This window comes from Acidovorax sp. Root275 (genome assembly GCF_001428965.1).
In the GTDB taxonomy this organism is placed as follows: Bacteria; Pseudomonadota; Gammaproteobacteria; order Burkholderiales; family Burkholderiaceae_C; genus Acidovorax; species Acidovorax radicis.
In genome coordinates this window covers 1,383,392-1,398,243 of sequence record NZ_LMJH01000001.1, presented here as the reverse complement: position 1 = coordinate 1,398,243, position 14,852 = coordinate 1,383,392, and the positions used below count along the sequence as shown (strand labels likewise).

13 protein-coding genes are annotated in these 14,852 nt (G+C 67.0%); 4 read left to right on the top strand and 9 right to left on the bottom strand.

All coding sequences use genetic code 11. From position 1 onward, the window contains the following. Nucleotides 1-69: 69 nt before the first annotated feature. The 6 genes from ASE52_RS06255 to ASE52_RS06230 all read right to left on the bottom strand — a co-directional run bounded on the left by ASE52_RS06255 (nucleotide 70) and on the right by ASE52_RS06230 (nucleotide 6,496). Nucleotides 70-1,701 carry a DHA2 family efflux MFS transporter permease subunit gene (locus tag ASE52_RS06255; protein ID WP_057224585.1) on the bottom strand — a complete coding sequence of 544 codons (1,632 nt, stop codon included), beginning with the start codon at nucleotides 1,699-1,701 and terminating at the stop codon, nucleotides 70-72. Nucleotides 1,702-1,717: 16 nt separating this feature from the next. Then, complete coding sequence (locus tag ASE52_RS06250) at nucleotides 1,718-3,040, bottom strand: HlyD family efflux transporter periplasmic adaptor subunit (protein ID WP_057224583.1); 1,323 nt, start codon at nucleotides 3,038-3,040, stop codon at nucleotides 1,718-1,720. A 185-nt stretch (nucleotides 3,041-3,225) separates the two neighbouring features. Beyond that, nucleotides 3,226-4,683 carry an efflux transporter outer membrane subunit gene (locus tag ASE52_RS06245; RefSeq protein ID WP_082606776.1) on the bottom strand — a complete coding sequence of 486 codons (1,458 nt, stop codon included), beginning with the start codon at nucleotides 4,681-4,683 and terminating at the stop codon, nucleotides 3,226-3,228. 98 nt (nucleotides 4,684-4,781) lie between these two features. Beyond that, a complete protein-coding gene (locus ASE52_RS06240; protein WP_010459009.1) occupies nucleotides 4,782-5,294 on the bottom strand; it encodes a MarR family winged helix-turn-helix transcriptional regulator in 513 nt (170 codons plus the stop codon). 212 nt (nucleotides 5,295-5,506) lie between these two features. Beyond that, complete coding sequence (locus ASE52_RS06235; RefSeq protein WP_057224582.1) at nucleotides 5,507-6,148, bottom strand: zeta toxin family protein; 642 nt, start codon at nucleotides 6,146-6,148, stop codon at nucleotides 5,507-5,509. A gap of 6 nt (nucleotides 6,149-6,154) precedes the next feature. Further along, entirely contained in the window at nucleotides 6,155-6,496 is a 342-nt protein-coding gene (locus tag ASE52_RS06230; RefSeq protein WP_057224581.1) for a hypothetical protein, read from the bottom strand. A 143-nt stretch (nucleotides 6,497-6,639) separates the two neighbouring features. On the opposite strand from ASE52_RS06230, the gene ASE52_RS06225 reads away from it, so the two are divergent. Further along, nucleotides 6,640-7,593, top strand: coding sequence for a ketopantoate reductase family protein (locus ASE52_RS06225; RefSeq protein ID WP_057224579.1), 954 nt, complete (start codon nucleotides 6,640-6,642; stop codon nucleotides 7,591-7,593). Nucleotides 7,594-7,605: 12 nt separating this feature from the next. Here ASE52_RS06225 and metE read toward each other — a convergent pair whose 3' ends face one another. After that, on the bottom strand, nucleotides 7,606-9,984 hold the full coding sequence (metE, locus tag ASE52_RS06220) for a 5-methyltetrahydropteroyltriglutamate--homocysteine S-methyltransferase (protein ID WP_057224578.1): 2,379 nt from the start codon (nucleotides 9,982-9,984) through the stop codon (nucleotides 7,606-7,608). 108 nt (nucleotides 9,985-10,092) lie between these two features. Here metE and ASE52_RS06215 point away from each other — a divergent pair, with 108 nt between their 5' ends. Then, nucleotides 10,093-11,031 carry a LysR family transcriptional regulator gene (locus ASE52_RS06215; RefSeq protein ID WP_057224576.1) on the top strand — a complete coding sequence of 313 codons (939 nt, stop codon included), beginning with the start codon at nucleotides 10,093-10,095 and terminating at the stop codon, nucleotides 11,029-11,031. Here the strand turns inward: ASE52_RS06215 and ASE52_RS06210 are convergent. Beyond that, nucleotides 11,009-11,440 (bottom strand): nuclear transport factor 2 family protein, encoded by a 432-nt coding sequence (locus ASE52_RS06210; protein ID WP_057224575.1) that lies wholly within the window; start codon nucleotides 11,438-11,440, stop codon nucleotides 11,009-11,011. The genes ASE52_RS06215 and ASE52_RS06210 overlap by 23 nt on opposite strands. 102 nt (nucleotides 11,441-11,542) lie before the next feature. On the opposite strand from ASE52_RS06210, the gene ASE52_RS06205 reads away from it, so the two are divergent. Both ASE52_RS06205 and ASE52_RS06200 read left to right on the top strand, forming a co-directional pair. Beyond that, nucleotides 11,543-12,409, top strand: a complete 867-nt coding sequence (locus ASE52_RS06205; RefSeq protein ID WP_057224573.1) for a LysR family transcriptional regulator — start codon at nucleotides 11,543-11,545, stop codon at nucleotides 12,407-12,409. A gap of 111 nt (nucleotides 12,410-12,520) precedes the next feature. Further along, on the top strand, nucleotides 12,521-13,810 hold the full coding sequence (locus ASE52_RS06200) for a M20/M25/M40 family metallo-hydrolase (RefSeq protein ID WP_057224572.1): 1,290 nt from the start codon (nucleotides 12,521-12,523) through the stop codon (nucleotides 13,808-13,810). Nucleotides 13,811-13,882: 72 nt separating this feature from the next. On the opposite strand, the gene ASE52_RS06195 is transcribed toward ASE52_RS06200, so the two are convergent. Then, a complete protein-coding gene (locus ASE52_RS06195) occupies nucleotides 13,883-14,842 on the bottom strand; it encodes a 2-hydroxyacid dehydrogenase (protein ID WP_057224570.1) in 960 nt (319 codons plus the stop codon). Nucleotides 14,843-14,852: the final 10 nt, after the last annotated feature.

Sequence of the window (14,852 nt, the reverse complement as noted above, 5' to 3'; positions counted from 1 at the left end):
ATGAAATGCTATTGAAAATATAGCTGCTAGCGCTTTATGGATAAGCGCTAGCGGCCAATTTTTCTCAAATTAGTGCGCCCCGGCCGCATCTGCAGCACCTGCGCCCCCCGTTCTGGCGGGGCGGCGGGTCAGCCAGATCAGCCCAATCAACAGCAGGAACAACCCGGCCGATCCCAGAAAGATGTCGTTGGCCGCACGGGTGAACGCCTGCTGGTCGATCAACCGGTTGACCTGCGCCAGCGCCTGCAACTGGGTGAGCCCCGTGGCAGTCAGGGTGTCGAGCGTCTGCGCAAACACGCCCTGGCCCTGCACCAGCCCTTCGGTCAGGTGCGCATGGTGCATGGCGGCGCGGCTTTCCCACAGCGTGGTGGCGATCGACGTGCCCATGGCCCCAGCGGTGATGCGCACAAAGTTGCTCAGGCCCGCCGCCGCCGGGATGCGGTCAGGCGACACACCCGCCAGCGTCAGCGTGGTTAGCGGGATGAAGAAGAACGCCATGGCCGCGCCCTGCAGCAGGGTGGGGATCAGGATGTGGATGAAGTCCGTTTGCACCGTGAACTGCGAGCGCATCCACAGCACCGTGCTGAACACGATGAACGCCCCCGTGGCCATGCGGCGCGGGTCCCACTGGCCCACCTTCTTGCCCACCAGCGGTGTGAGCAAAATGGCAAAAATGCCCACCGGCGCCAGCGCCATGCCGGCCGAGGTGGCGGTGTAGCCCATCCACTGCTGCAGCCACAGCGGCAGCAGCACCACGTTGCCGAAGAAGAGGGCGTAGGCCACCGACAGCGCCAGCGCCCCAAAGGTGAAGTTGCGGCCCTTGAAGAGTTTCAGGTCCACCACCGGGTGCTTCTCGGTCAGCTCCCACACCAGGAACACCGCAAACGCCACCACGGCGACCACGGCCATGGTGATGATCTCGCCCGAGGCAAACCAGTCCAGCTCCTTGCCCTTGTCGAGCATGAGCTGCAGCGCGCCCACCCACAGCACCAGCAGGCTGAGGCCCACCGTGTCGATGGGCAGCTTGCGGATGGGTGTCTCGCGCTGGCGGTAGATGCCCCAGGTGAGCAGCCCGGCCAGCAGGCCCACGGGCACGTTGATGTAGAAGATCCACGGCCAGGAGATGTTGTCGGTGATCCAGCCGCCCAGCAGCGGCCCCACCACGGGTGCGACCAGCGTGGTCACGCCCCACAGCGCCAGGGCCGTGCCCGCCAGGGCCTTGGGGTAGCTGGCGAGCAGCAGCGTCTGGCTGAGCGGGATCATCGGCCCGGCCACCAGGCCCTGCAGCACGCGGAAGAACACCAGCATTTCCAGCGACGAGGCAAAGCCGCACAGCCAGGAGGTCAGCACAAACAGCATTACGCTCATGGTGAACAGGCGCACCGCGCCAAAGCGCTGCGTGAGCCAGCCGGTGAGCGGCACCGAGATGGCATTGGCCACCCCAAAGCTGGTGATGACCCAGGTGCCCTGGCCGGGGCTCACACCCAGGTCACCGGCAATGGCAGGGATGGAGACGTTGGCGATGGACGAATCCAGCACGTTCATGAACGTGGCCAGCGACAGGGACAACGTGCCCAGCAGCAAGGCCGTGCCTTGCAGCGGTGGGTAGGCGGCAGGTGGTCCGGGTGGGGCAGGGGGAGGTGTTGCAGCAGGCGCTGAATGGGCGGGCGCCTGGTCTGCAGTGGGGTTGGCGGCAGTCATGCTCTATTCACCCTGTTTACTGCACCACCGGGGACTGCATGGCGGAGGGCGCTGGGGCCGATGCATGCTTTTGGGCTTGCACAGGCGCCTGTCCGTTGACTTTGGGCGACGCCACGGCCACTGCAGCCTTGCTGCGGCCCAGGTTGGCCGCAATGATGTGGGCCACCTCGTCGTCGGCGGCCTTGAACTGCTCGTCGAACACAGCGGTGGCGGCCACGGGCGTGGTGCGCTGGGTGTCGGCCAGCGTCTTGCCGCTCTGGTCGGCAGTGTCCACCTTGACTTCCATCGACAGGCCCACGCGCAGTGGGTGCTCGGCCACTTCCTTGGGGTCGAGCGCAATGCGCACGGGCACCCGCTGCACCACCTTGATCCAGTTGCCCGTGGCGTTCTGCGCAGGCAGCAGCGCAAAGGCGGCGCCGGTGCCCGCGCCCAGGCCCGTCACCGTGCCGTGGTACGTGACCTTGGTGCCATACACGTCGGCTTCCAGCTCGGCGGCCTGGCCGATGCGCAGGGTCTTGAGCTGGCTTTCCTTGAAGTTCGCGTCCACCCACAGGTCGTTCAGCGCCACCAGCGTCATCAGCGGTGCGCCGGCCTGCACGCGCTGGCCCACCTGCACGCCGCGCTTGGCGATGTGGCCGTCCAGCGGCGCCACGAGCTGGGCGCGCTGCACGGCCAGGTAGGCCTCGCGCACGCGGGCCGAAGCGCGTTGCACATTGGGGTGCTGCTCGATGGAGGTGCCTTCGGTCTGCGTCTGGCTGGCGGCCAACTGCTCCTGGGCGGCCACCACGGCGGCCTGGGCTGCGGCCACGGTGCTCTTGGCGGCGGTGACCTGGGCGTTGGCGTGCTGGAACTCTTCCTTGCCCACGGCGCCGCTGGCCATCAGAGGGGCGCGGCGGGTCACGTCGTCCTGCAGGCGTGCGGCTTCGGCCTGGGCGCGGGCCAGGTCGGCGCTGCGCAGGCTGACCTGGGCCTTCAGCGTGGAGTTGTTGGCAAACAGTGTGCGCACCTCGCGCACGGCCTGCGCCAACTGGGCTTCGGCCTGCTCCAGCGCCACGCGGGCGTCGGCGGGGTCGAGCTTGACCAGCAATTGGCCGGCCTTCACGTAGTCGGTGTCGTCTGCACCGATGGAGACGACCGTGCCGCCGACCTGCGGCGTGATCTGCACCACGTTGCCCGCCACATAGGCGTTGTCGGTGGTCTCCACATGGCGGCCGTTGGCCCAGTGCCAGGCGCCCCAGCCAATCGCCACCAGCGCAACGGCGGCGGCAATGATCGTGAGGCCCCGGCGGCGGGCGGTGTTGGCTTCGTTGGCGGTGAGGGGTTCGCTGTGGGCGGTCATGGCAGTGGTCTTTCAGGAATGTGTTGTTGTGTGTTTTTTGATCGGGTCGGGCCTTGCCAGCTACTCACGCAACGGGCGCGGCCGAGGCCAGTGCACCCGTGGAACTGGCTTTGCCAGGCCACCGGGTGCGTTCCCCTCCCGCGAAGCGAGAGAGGGGGAAGACGCGAAGCGGCTCAGGGGGTGTTTCATGCCGCCGTGTCGTCCGTCCAGCCGCCGCCCAGGGCCTTCATCAGCACCAGGCGTGTGTCGAGCTGGCGGGCACGCAGGTCCACGGCCAGGCGGCGCTGGGCCAGTACCTGGCTTTCGGTGGAGAGCACCACCAGGTAGTTGCCCAGGCCCGCGCGGTAGCGCTCCTGCGCAAAGCGGTAGGCTTTTTCGGCGCTGGCCACAGCGTCGTCCTGCAGCGTTTGCTGGCGGTTGAGTGACTGGATGGAGGCCATGGCATCGCCAGCTTCCTTCACGGCATCGAGCACGGCGCCGTTGTATTGGGCAATGGCAACGTCCAGCTCGGCCTGGCGGCCCCCCAGCTGGGCGCGCAGGCGGCCACCATCAAAAATGGGCAGGCGCAGCGCGGGCGTCACGCCCATCTGGCGCGAGCTGCCGTTGAACAGCCGGTCCAGGCCCAACGAGTTCAGGCCGATGAAGGCACCGATGTTGATGTTGGGATAGAACTCGCTGCGCGCGCTGTTCACGCCCTGGGTGGCAGCCTCCACGCGCCAGCGCGCGGCCACCACGTCGGGGCGGCGGCCCAGCAGGTCGGCACCCAGTACCTCGGGCACGGCGGTGGGTTGCAGTGCGGCGAGTTGCGGCGTGACCGTGGGCAGCGCGTCGGGCGCCTGGCCGGTCAGCACAGCCAGCTGGCGGCGGGCCAGGGTGATCTGTTCTTCGAGCGCTTCGATCTGCGTGCGTGCATCGGGCACGGCGCCCTGGGCCTGGGTCAGCTCGACCTGGCTATCGAGGCCTGCGGCGGTGCGCTCTTGCGTCAGGCGGCGTTGCTCCTCGCGCTGGGCCAGGGCCCGCACGGCAACATCGCGCTGCGCCACCAGCCGGGCCAGCGCCACATAGCTGCGGCCCACCTGCGCGGCCAGGGTGTTGGCGGCGGCTGCTGCATCAGCCTGGGCGGCGCGGGCCTGGCCGAGGGCGGCCTGCAGCTCGGCGGCATGCTGGCCAAAGAAGTCGGGCGACCAGCTCAGCGAGGCCTGCACGGTGCCGCTGTTGTAGGTGTTGCCTGCGACAGGCGCGGGCACCAGTCCGTTGGCGGTGTAGCGCTGGCGGGTGGCGTCCACGCCCAGGGTTGCTTGGGGGCCGTTGGCGGCCTCGCGCACCTGGCTCAGCGCCACGGCCTGTTCCAGCCGGGCGCGGCTCACGGCCAGGCTGGGGTTGCCTTGCAGGGCCTGGTCGATCAGGGTGTTGAGCTGTTCATCGCCCAGCGCCTTCCACCATTGGGTGGGGGCGGCAGTTTCGGTGGCTGCAGCGTTCAGGCCGGCGGCCGACGGGGTGGTCTGCGCCAATGGTGTGTGGCTGGGGCCAGGGTTGGCGCAGCCGACCAGGAAGAGGGCGGCGGCCAGGGCAATGGCCGATACCGCCAGGTGGGCGATAAGGGCAGAGCGGGTGGACAGCGGAGCAGGGGCGGTGGGGGTCACGGAAATCTCCAGGACGGTTTTTTGGGTGTTGTGTGGAGGAAAACGAGGGCGTTGGAAACGGGCATGGCCTGGGCCAGGGCCACCGGTGGCGCCCCCCTTCAGGGGGAAGGAGGCGCCGAAGGCGGCACAGGGGGTTTTCCGTTCACGAGCATGCGGCGCAGCATGGACAACAGCAGTTGCCATTCGTCGTGGCTGAAGTCGCTGAGGTGGCCGTTGAGCACGTCGGCCAGCACCGGGGGCACCAAGGCGGCGATGCGTTGGCCTTCGGCGGTGAGCTTGAGCTGCACCACGCGCCGATCGACCGTGGAGCGCTCGCGCACGACCAGGCCTTTGGCTTCCATGCGGTCCAGCGAGCGGGTCATGGAGGCGGGGTCAGTCTCCAGGTCGCGCGCCAGACTGGCCACGGTGGCGGTCTCGTTCAGCGAGAGCTTGAACAGCGGCAACCATTGCGCATAGGTCAGTTCGTGGGATGACAGCTGCGCATCGGCCTGGGTGCGGATGGAAGACATCACCTTGCGCATCAGGTAGCCCACGCTGTTCTCAGGCTGCAACTGACCCGCGTTGTAGAACCCCGCGTGGGGCAAAGAAGGCTTGGAGGTGTCGGAAGTCATGGCGGTGAATTTAATTGACTAGACAATGATTGTCTTTGCAATTAAATAAAGACCACGACAATAAAATGGTTATAAGAGGCGATAATTTGCTATATAAAGCATAGCTTGTAACGCTTTTGGAATAAGCGCTGGAGGCCAATTTGGCACTGATTTCCATCGCTGGGCGGGGCGCGCACCATTTCCAGTGCCCAAGCGGGCTGACCGCGGCCGTTCTACCGCTCGGTCAGATGCTGAGCCCAAGCGGGTAGCGGCTGGGCCAGTGCCTTGACCTCGACGGGCGAGCACACCGCCACCAGTTGCGGTCCGGTGCCGTCGGCCTCTGCCGCGTCATACAGGTAGGCCACGTCGGCCCGCCTTACGGCCTGGGCCAGGTTGTCCATGGTGCGGGGGTAGCGGGCCAGGATGCGTTCGGGCGGCACCGCGTGCCCGCCTTCGCGCACGCGCTGCGCCACGCGGGCCAGCAGCCGGGCCGGGTCGTTCAGCGCCACGATGTACAGGGCCACGGTGTAGCCGCAGCGCTGGGCTTCTTCGATCAGCGCCAGTTTGGAGGGGTGCGAAAACACGGTTTCGCTGGCGAAGTCTGCGCCTTTGCTCATCAAGGCAGCGCGGCGTGCATCGGCCCAGTGGCGCGCCGCTTCGGACCGGGCTTCGGGGTCAGCAATGTGCTGCAGGTGCGCCTGTTCGTACAGATCGGCGTTCACAAACTCCAGCGGCGGGCCCAGGATGCCTTCGCGCACCAGGGCGCGGTACAGCGTGGATTTGCCCGCGCCGTTCGGGCCTGCCAGCAGGTGGAACCAGCGAGGTGGCGTGTTGTGGCGGGGCGGCGGGGAGGGCTGCTGGGCGGGGGCCACCATGCAAGGTCAGACGACGGGGGCGGCGGCTTTGGCCTGGTTCTCCCGCACCACTTCACGCACCCGCTGCGCCAGCGTGCCGCGCGTTTGGGCTGCCAGCAGGCGGGCAGTGAGTGCGTTCACCGACGCGGGGGCTGCCAGGGTGGCGGGGCGCGCGGCAGCGGCTTCATACTGCTCGATGGCGCTGCGGGCCTCTTGCACGCTCAGGCCCGTGTGTTCCACGATCTGGCCCAGCGTGGCCCAGTATTCGATCTGGCTGGCCACCGAGCGGCGCATGGGCTGCGCGGCCTGGCGGGCCTGCTCCACCAGGTGGGCGGGGAGCTTGACGGAAGAAAAGGCGGTGGCGGACATGGCGATCTCCTGATTGGCGCATTTTGCGCCAATCAGGGTGAATTGGCAATGCGCGTGGGGGCGACCTGGGCTTCGGGCGGTACCATGCCTTGCCTTCCACCCCCTTCCTTCCTGCTCATCGCCGAATAGCCGCCAGCCGCCCCATGACTGCCACCACCACACCCGCTTCCGCCCCTGCTGCCACCGCACCCTTGCGTTTTGCCGTGATGGGCGCTGGCGCCGTGGGCTGCTACTTCGGTGCCTTGCTCGCCCGCGCGGGCCATGCCGTCACGCTCATCGGGCGGCCCGCCCATGTGCTGGCCGTGCGTGACCACGGGCTGCGGCTGCAGACGGAGGCGATGGATGTGCATGTGCCTCTGGCGGCCAGCACCGAGGCCAGCGCGGTGCACGGCGCAGACGTGGTGCTGTTCTGCGTGAAGTCGTCCGACTCGGAAGACGCCGCGCAGCAGATTCGTCCCCACCTGGCGCCTGGCGCGCTGGTGCTGACCTTGCAGAACGGTGTGGACAACGACGAGCGCGTGCGCGCTGTTCTCGATGCCAACACCCCGGTGGCGGCCGCCGTGGTCTACGTGGCCACCGCCATGGGCGGCCCCGGGCATGTGGTGCACCATGGCCGGGGCGAGCTGGTGATTGCGCCATCGCCGCGCAGCGACGAGGTGGCCCGCCAGCTGACGGCTGCGGGCATTCCCACCCAGGTGTCAGACAACGTGCGCGGGGCGCTCTGGGCCAAGCTGGTGCTCAACAGCGCCTACAACGCGCTGTCGGCCCTGTCGCAGCAGCCCTACGGCCCGCTGGTGCAGGTGCCCGGCGTGACGCAGGTGATTGCCGACATCGTGGCCGAGTGCCTGGCCGTGGCTGCTGCTGACGGAGTGGCGATTCCGGGCGATGTGCAGGCGGCGGTGCGCGGCATTGCCAGCACCATGCCCGGGCAGTATTCGTCCACCGCGCAGGATCTGGCGCGTGGCAAACCCACCGAGATCGACCACCTGAATGGCTACGTGGTCAAGCGCGGCGCCGCCTTGGGCGTGCCGACGCCGCTGAACCACGCGCTGCAGGTGCTGGTCAAGTTGGCCGAGATGAAGCGCGCTGCTGGCTGAACCGGGGGGCCGTCAGGCCAACGCAGCCTCTTCCAGCAACCGCTCGCGCACTTCCTGCGCGGCCTGCACCATGTGGCGCAGGGCGGCTTCGGTCTCGGGCCAGCCCCGGGTTTTGAGGCCGCAGTCGGGGTTCACCCACAGGTGCTCCACGGGCACGACCTCGGCGGCCTTTTCCAGCAGCGCGGCCATCTCCTGCACGCCGGGCACGCGGGGCGAGTGGATGTCGTACACGCCGGGGCCGATCTCGTTGGGGTACTTGAAGTCGCCAAAGCCCTGCAGTAGTTCCATATCCGACCGGCTCGTTTCAATCGTGATCACATCCGCATCCATGGACGCGATGGCGGGCAGGATGTCGTTGAACTCGCTGTAGCACATATGGGTGTGGATCTGCGTGTCGTTGCGCACGCCGCTGGCGCTGATGCGGAAGGCGCGGGTGGCGCGCTCCAAATAGCTCTTCCACCCCGCGCGGCGCAGCGGCAGCCCTTCGCGGATGGCGGGCTCGTCGATCTGGATGATGGCAATGCCTGCGGCTTCGAGGTCGCACACCTCGTCGCGGATCGCCCAGGCGATCTGGTCGGCCGTGGTGGCGCGCGGCTGGTCGTCGCGCACAAAGCTCCATTGCAGGATGGTGATGGGGCCGGTGAGCATGCCCTTCATGGGCTTGGCCGTCAGGCTCTGAGCGTACTGGGTCCAGGCCACGGTCATGGGCGTGGGGCGGGCCACGTCGCCGTAGATGATGGGTGGCTTCACGCAGCGCGAGCCATAGCTTTGCACCCAGCCGTTGGCGGTGAAGGCAAAGCCGTCGAGCTGCTCGCCAAAGTATTCGACCATGTCGTTTCGCTCGGCCTCGCCGTGCACCAGCACGTCCAGCCCCAAGGTTTCCTGCTTGCGCACGGCCAAGGCAATTTCAGCTTCCATCTTTTGTTGGTAATGGGCTGCATCGAGTGCCCCGCGCTTGAAGGCGGCACGGGCCGCGCGGATCTCCGCCGTCTGCGGGAACGAGCCAATCGTGGTGGTGGGCAACAGCGGCAGCTTCAGTCGCGCACGCTGGGCTTTTTGCCGGGCAGGGAAGGCGCTGGCGCGTTGGTCGGCCCCTGGCGCGGCCGCAGCAAGGCGGGCCGCCACGGTGGCGCGGTGCACACGCGGGCTGGCGCGGCGGGCGGCCAGGGCGGTGCGGGCGGCGTGCAGTTCGTCGTCCACCGCCGCCTCGTCTTGTGCCAATGCGGTGGACAGCACGCGCAGCTCGTCCAGTTTTTCCACCGCAAACGCCAGCCACGACTTCACCTCGGCGTCCAGCTGTGTTTCGGCCTCTAAGCTGAACGGCACATGCAGCAGCGAGCACGAAGGTGCCAGCCACAGCTCGCCCTGGTGCTTGTCGGCCACGGGCCGCAGCTTTTGCAGCGCCGCATCCAGGTCGGTGCGCCAGATGTTGCGGCCATCCACAATGCCCACCGACAGCACTTTGTGCGACGGCAACCAGTCGGCCACGCCCACCAGCTCGTCGGGCGCGCGCACGGCATCCACATGCAGGCCGGCCACGGGCAGCTGGCAGGCCAGGCGCAGGTTCTCGGCCAGGGGCGAGAAGTAGGTGGCCAGTAGCAGCTTGGGCGCGCTGCGGGCCAGTTGCCAGTAGCTGGCCTCAAAGGCATGGCGCCACGCATCGGGCAGGTCCAGGCCCAGGATGGGCTCGTCGATCTGCACCCATTCCACACCCTGGGCCTTCAGGCGCACCAGCACGGCTTCGTACACGGGCAGCAGTTGCTCCAGCAGGCTGAAGCGGTCAAAGCCCGCCGCCTTGGATTTGCCCAGCCACAAAAAGCTCAGCGGCCCCAGCAGCACGGCCTTGACGCGGTGGCCCAGCGCCTGGGCCTCGGCCACCTCGGCAAACAGGCGCTCGCTGGCCAGGTGGAACTGGGTGTGGGCGCTGAACTCGGGCACGAGGTAGTGGTAGTTGGTGTCGAACCACTTGGTCATCTCCAGCGCGGGTTGGCCGGGGGTGTGGTGCTGGGCTGTGCAACCGGCGCTGCAGCCTTGGTGGTTTTCAGCTTGGGCCGACACGCCCCGGGCCATAGCAAAGTAGCGCGCCAGCTCGGGCGTGTGGGCGTCAAAGCCAAAACGCGCAGGCTCGCAGCCCAGCAACTGGATGTGGTTGGCCACATGGTCGTACAGCGCAAAGTCGCCCACGGTCACACAACCCAGGCCTGCGTCGGCCTGCGCCTGCCAGTGCAACCGGCGCAGTTGGGCAGCGGTGGCCTGCAGCTCGGCCTCGGTGCTGTCGCACCGCCAGAAGGATTCGAGCGCGAATTTCAGCGCACGCTGCGCCCCCATGCGCGGAAAGCCCAGGGTGTGCGTGCGCACGGGGCGGCGGGTGGTTGGAGCGGCGAGCGACATGGTGATTTCCTTCTTCTGAATGGAGCAATGCAATGAAGGCACCGATGGTCGCGCGGGCTCGTTTATTATTCAAAAGAAAGTTTTAGTCGATCAACTTGAAAATTAATAATGAACCAGTCGATCCTGGAAGTGCGCCACCTGCGCACGCTGGTGGCCTTGCGTGACAGCGGCAGCCTGGTGCGGGCCGCGCAGTTGCTCAACCTCACGCAGTCGGCGCTGTCGCACCAGATCAAGCTGCTGGAAGACCGCTACGGCCAGCCGCTGTTCGAGCGCAAATCGGTGCCGCCGCAGTTCACCGCCGTGGGTGAACGCCTGCTGGCGCTGGCCGATGCCGTGCTGCCGCAGGTGGAAGGGGCCGAGCGCGACATTGCCCGCCTGGTGCTGGGGCAGGGTGGGCAGATGCGCATTGCTGTGGAATGCCACACCTGCTTTGACTGGCTGATGCCCGCGATGGATGCGTTTCGCACCCGCTGGCCCGAGGTGGAACTGGACATCGTGAGCGGCTTCCATGCCGACCCCGTGGGCCTGCTGCACCAGGGCCGGGCCGATGTGGCCATCGTGTCCGAGGTGGATGCCGACGAGGCGGGCGTGGACTACCACGCGCTGTTTGGCTTCGAGATCCGCGCGCTGCTGGCCAACACGCACCCGCTGGTGGCCAAGCCGCACCTGGTGGCGCAGGACTTTGCCGACCAGACCATCATCACCTACCCCGTGCCCGACGAGATGCTGGACCTGATCCGCCAGGTGCTGGAGCCCGCCGGTGTGCGCCCCCCGCGCCGCACCACCGAGCTGACGGTGGCCATGCTGCAGCTGGTGGCCAGCGGGCGCGGCGTGGCGGCGCTGCCGCTGTGGGCGGTGCAGAGCTACCTGGACCGGGGCTATGTGACGGCGCGGCCCATTGCGGCAGGACCTGGCGACAAAGGCCTGCGCGGCGAGTTGCACGCCGCCTGCCTGCCCAGCCTGTCGGCCAAGCCGTACCTGCAGGACTTTGTGCAGGTGACGCGCGAGACGAGTTTTGTGACGCTCAAGGGCGTGGAGCTGTTGTGACCGGATCAGGCGCGTACTTGTCGCCCACCTCCTCGCGCAGCGGGTGGGTGTCGTAGACGATGTTCATGTCGCGGATGCGGGTGCTGCCCGCGTCGAAGGTGAACACATCCACGCAGGTGAAAGTCACCTCGCGGCCATCGTTCAAGGTCCAGTCGTAGCGGAAATAGGCGGCGACCCGCACGGCGCCGCCGTTGTCTGGCTGGGCGGAGACAAAAAGATCCAGCACGGTGATCACGCTGCGGCTGGAGGCCTGGGCGAGCTTTTGGAAAAAGTCGCTCGCGCGCATGGTGCCCAGAAAGGGCGAGTGCACCACGCCCTCGTCTTCAAAGCAGGCGATCAGCCCGTCGGTATGGCTGGCGTGCAGGTGGGAGAGGTAGGTGCGGACGGTGTCGATGGGGGTATGGCTCATACGTGGCGATGCAAAGGGCGTGGAGTGGAGTGGAGTGCGTAGCTTCGCCAACTCCGCGCCGCACGACAAGAGACAATGGCGGCTTATACATAAAAGATGTTTATGTATCTGCGCTACCTGCAATACCTCCATGCGGTCATCGAACAGGGCTCGTTCGCCTTGGCGGCCAAGGCCTGCGGCGTGTCGCAGCCTGCGATCAGCCATGGCATGAAGGCGCTGCAAGCCCACTTCGCGCAGCCCTTGCTGGTGCGAGAGGGGCGCCGCCATGTGCCCACCGACCTGGCCCGGGCCGTAGCCGCGCAGGCCCTGCCCCTGGCACGAGGGGTGGAGGCGCTGCCCCGCGCGTCAGTGGTTGCGGCAGACCGATACCTGCTGCGGGTGGGGCTGACGTCTTCTGCGGCGCTGGTCTGTGGACCGCTGCTGTATGCCAGCTGGTGCCTGCCCAACGCCCGGCGCTCGCTGGAGATGGCGACGGCCGATGAAGGCAGTCTGCTGGAAGGCCTGCTACAGCGGCGCTTTGATGCGGTCATTGCCCCCAAGCCGCGCAAGTTTGCGCATCCCGATGTGACGGAGCGCCCCCTGTACGAGTTGCATCCCCAGGTCTATGCGCGCAAAGGCCACCCATTGGTCCGGGCCCAGTCGCTGGCGCAACTGCAGGGCGCTGCGTGGGCGTGTGTGGGGCCCAGTGTCAGCGGGCCCGTGGATGTCTTGACGGAAGCGCACCGCGTGCGGCGAATGCCTGCCCCAAGGATGGCGGCGCGCTGCCCCGACTTTGCCAGCATGCTGCATCTGATGGCGCAGTCCGACCTGCTTGCCGTCGTGCCACATCCTGCTTTGCTGGGCGGGGCGGCCGCGCTGGTGGCGCCTCTGCGGCTCGCGGAATCCTTGCCGCTGTACGGCATGTGGCTGTTCGAACTGGGTGCCCGAAAGTCCCGGCTCGGCCCAGAGGTGTTTGCGCCCGTCGGTTGAACATCGCTCACCGAGGTTGATTGACAAATTGCAAGATTGCGAAGTGTTTGAAATTGGCGTTGCAAGACTCCATAATCGCCTTTCTTCATCTCACCGCAGAGCCGTCGCACCATGCACCACCCGCACTCAGCCCCTTCATTTATCCGCCCCTTGATGGCCTCTCTCGCGCTGGCGTTTGCCGCCACCCTGGCCCACGCTGCACCTGTGGCTGAGGTCCATGCGCTGGCCCAGAAGGAGCAGCAGCCGCTGCTCGACACCCTGCGTGACCTGGTGCACATCGAGTCGGGCAGCAAGGACATCGAAGGCCTGAACCAGATCGCCGAACGCATTGCCAGCCAGCTCAAGCAATTGGGCGGCACGGTGGATGTGCTGCAAACCAGCGACATCTACCGCCTCGACGACACCCCCGAGAAGGTGGGCCCTGCCGTGCAGGCCGTGTTCAAGGGCACGGGCAGCAAGAAGATCATGCTCATCGCGCACATGGACACGGTGTACCTGAAAGGCATGCTCAAAGGCCAGCCGTTCCGCATCGATGGCGACAAGGCCTATGGCCTGGGCATTTCGGACGACAAGCAGGGCATCGCGCTCATCATCCACACCGTGGCCTTGCTGCAAAAGCTCAACTTCAAGGACTACGGCACGCTCACCGTGCTGATCAACGGCGACGAGGAAATCAGCTCGCCCGGCTGGCGCAGCACCATCACCCGCGTGGCAGCCGAGCAGGATGTGGTGTTGTCGTTCGAAGGCGGCGGTACCGATGGCACGCTGCGCCTGGCCACCAGCGGCATTGGGGCTGCCTACCTCACGGTGCAGGGCAAGGCTTCGCACGCCGGGGCCAAGCCCGAAGATGGTGTGAACGCGCTGTACGAGTTGTCGCACCAGCTGCTGCAGATGAAGGACCTGTCGAAAAACGACGAAGGCCTCAAGCTCAACTGGACGGTCTCCAAGTCCGGCACCAACCGCAATGTGATTCCCGCCGAGGCCACCGCCCAGGCCGATGCGCGTGCCCTGAAGGTGGCGGACTTTGACGGGCTGGAGAAGTCGCTGCAAGAGAAGATCAAGACCCGGCTGCTGCCCGCATCTAAGGTGGACGTGAAGTTCGAGGTGCGCCGCCCGCCACTGGAAGCCAGCGAAGCATCGCGCCGCGTGGCGGGTTACGGCAAGGTGATCTACCAGGAGCTGGGCCTGCCGCTCAACGTGGTCGAAAAGGCGACGGGCGGTGGTACCGATGCAGCATTTGCGGCGCTCAAGACCAAGGGTGCCGTGGTGGAGGGCATGGGCCTGTCGGGCTACGGCGCGCACTCCAACGACGCCGAGTACGTGCAGATCAACACCATCGTGCCGCGCCTGTACCTGGCCACGCGCATGGTGATGGACATCTCCAAGGGTGTGTTGAAGTAACCGGGACGGCGCGCCCCTGGCGCGCGCGTTTCTAGGCCCTCGCCGACGCATGCCGGCGAGGGCTTTTTTACATCAGGCGACCGGTACGGGTACGCGCACGGAACCCCTGGCGTAGAAGGATTCCAGGTTCTCCAGCACCAGGTCTGCCATGGCACGGCGGGTTTCGTGGGTGGCGCTGGCGGTGTGCGGGGTCAGCACCACGTTGTCCAGCGCTATCAGTGCGTCGGGCACGCTGGGTTCGTTCTCAAACACGTCGAGCCCGGCACCGGCGATGCGGCGTTCGGTCAGCGCTTCGATCAACGCGGCCTCATCCACCACACTGCCGCGCGCCACATTGATGAGGTAGCCGTTCGGGCCCAGGGCGTTGAGCACATCGCGGTTGACGAGGTGGCGCGTGCCAGTGCCACCGGCGACGGTCAGCACGAGGTAGTCGGCCCACTGCGCAAGCGCAGTCAACGACTCGAAATAGGACAGTAAGCAACCTTCGGCCGGGCGTCGGTTGTGGTAGCCCACCTCCATGCGGAAACCGCTGGCGCGCTCAGCCACCGCCTGGCCGATGCGGCCCATGCCCACAATGCCCAGGCGCTTGCCCGACACCCGGGTTCCCAGTGCGAAGCGGGCCTGGGGCCATTCGCCGCGGCGCACAAAACGGTCACTGGCTGCAATGCCGCGCGACACATCCAGCATCAGCGCAAACGCCATGTCGGCCACGCAGTCGTTGAGCACGCCGGGTGTGTAGCCCACCTGCACGCCACGCGCCTTGGCAGCACCGATGTCCAACGCGTCAAAACCTACGCCGAAACTGCTGATGACCTGCAAACGCGGCAGGGCGGCAATGACCTCGGCCTTGAGGCCGATGGATGCCGTCGTCACCACCCCGGTGAATTCCGCGCCCTGTGCGGCCAGAAAGGATGCCGGATCGGGCTGGTCGGCCAGACAGGCGACGTGGTACCGGGTTGCCAGTTCGGCCTCCAGCGCGGGAAGGGGCAGGCGGCCGATTTGCAGAATGCGGGGCTGGGAATTTTCTGTCATGGGCTTCGTT

Coding starts and splice junctions, on each gene's coding strand:
- ASE52_RS06255 (WP_057224585.1), bottom strand. CDS start 1,701: ATGACTGCCGCCAACCCCACTGCAGACCAGGCGCCCGCCCATTCAGCG.
- ASE52_RS06250 (WP_057224583.1), bottom strand. CDS start 3,040: ATGACCGCCCACAGCGAACCCCTCACCGCCAACGAAGCCAACACCGCC.
- ASE52_RS06240 (WP_010459009.1), bottom strand. CDS start 5,294: ATGACTTCCGACACCTCCAAGCCTTCTTTGCCCCACGCGGGGTTCTAC.
- ASE52_RS06235 (WP_057224582.1), bottom strand. CDS start 6,148: ATGGTGGCCCCCGCCCAGCAGCCCTCCCCGCCGCCCCGCCACAACACG.
- ASE52_RS06230 (WP_057224581.1), bottom strand. CDS start 6,496: ATGTCCGCCACCGCCTTTTCTTCCGTCAAGCTCCCCGCCCACCTGGTG.
- ASE52_RS06225 (WP_057224579.1), top strand. CDS start 6,640: ATGACTGCCACCACCACACCCGCTTCCGCCCCTGCTGCCACCGCACCC.
- metE (WP_057224578.1), bottom strand. CDS start 9,984: ATGTCGCTCGCCGCTCCAACCACCCGCCGCCCCGTGCGCACGCACACC.
- ASE52_RS06215 (WP_057224576.1), top strand. CDS start 10,093: ATGAACCAGTCGATCCTGGAAGTGCGCCACCTGCGCACGCTGGTGGCC.
- ASE52_RS06210 (WP_057224575.1), bottom strand. CDS start 11,440: ATGAGCCATACCCCCATCGACACCGTCCGCACCTACCTCTCCCACCTG.
- ASE52_RS06205 (WP_057224573.1), top strand. CDS start 11,543: ATGTATCTGCGCTACCTGCAATACCTCCATGCGGTCATCGAACAGGGC.
- ASE52_RS06200 (WP_057224572.1), top strand. CDS start 12,521: ATGCACCACCCGCACTCAGCCCCTTCATTTATCCGCCCCTTGATGGCC.
- ASE52_RS06195 (WP_057224570.1), bottom strand. CDS start 14,842: ATGACAGAAAATTCCCAGCCCCGCATTCTGCAAATCGGCCGCCTGCCC.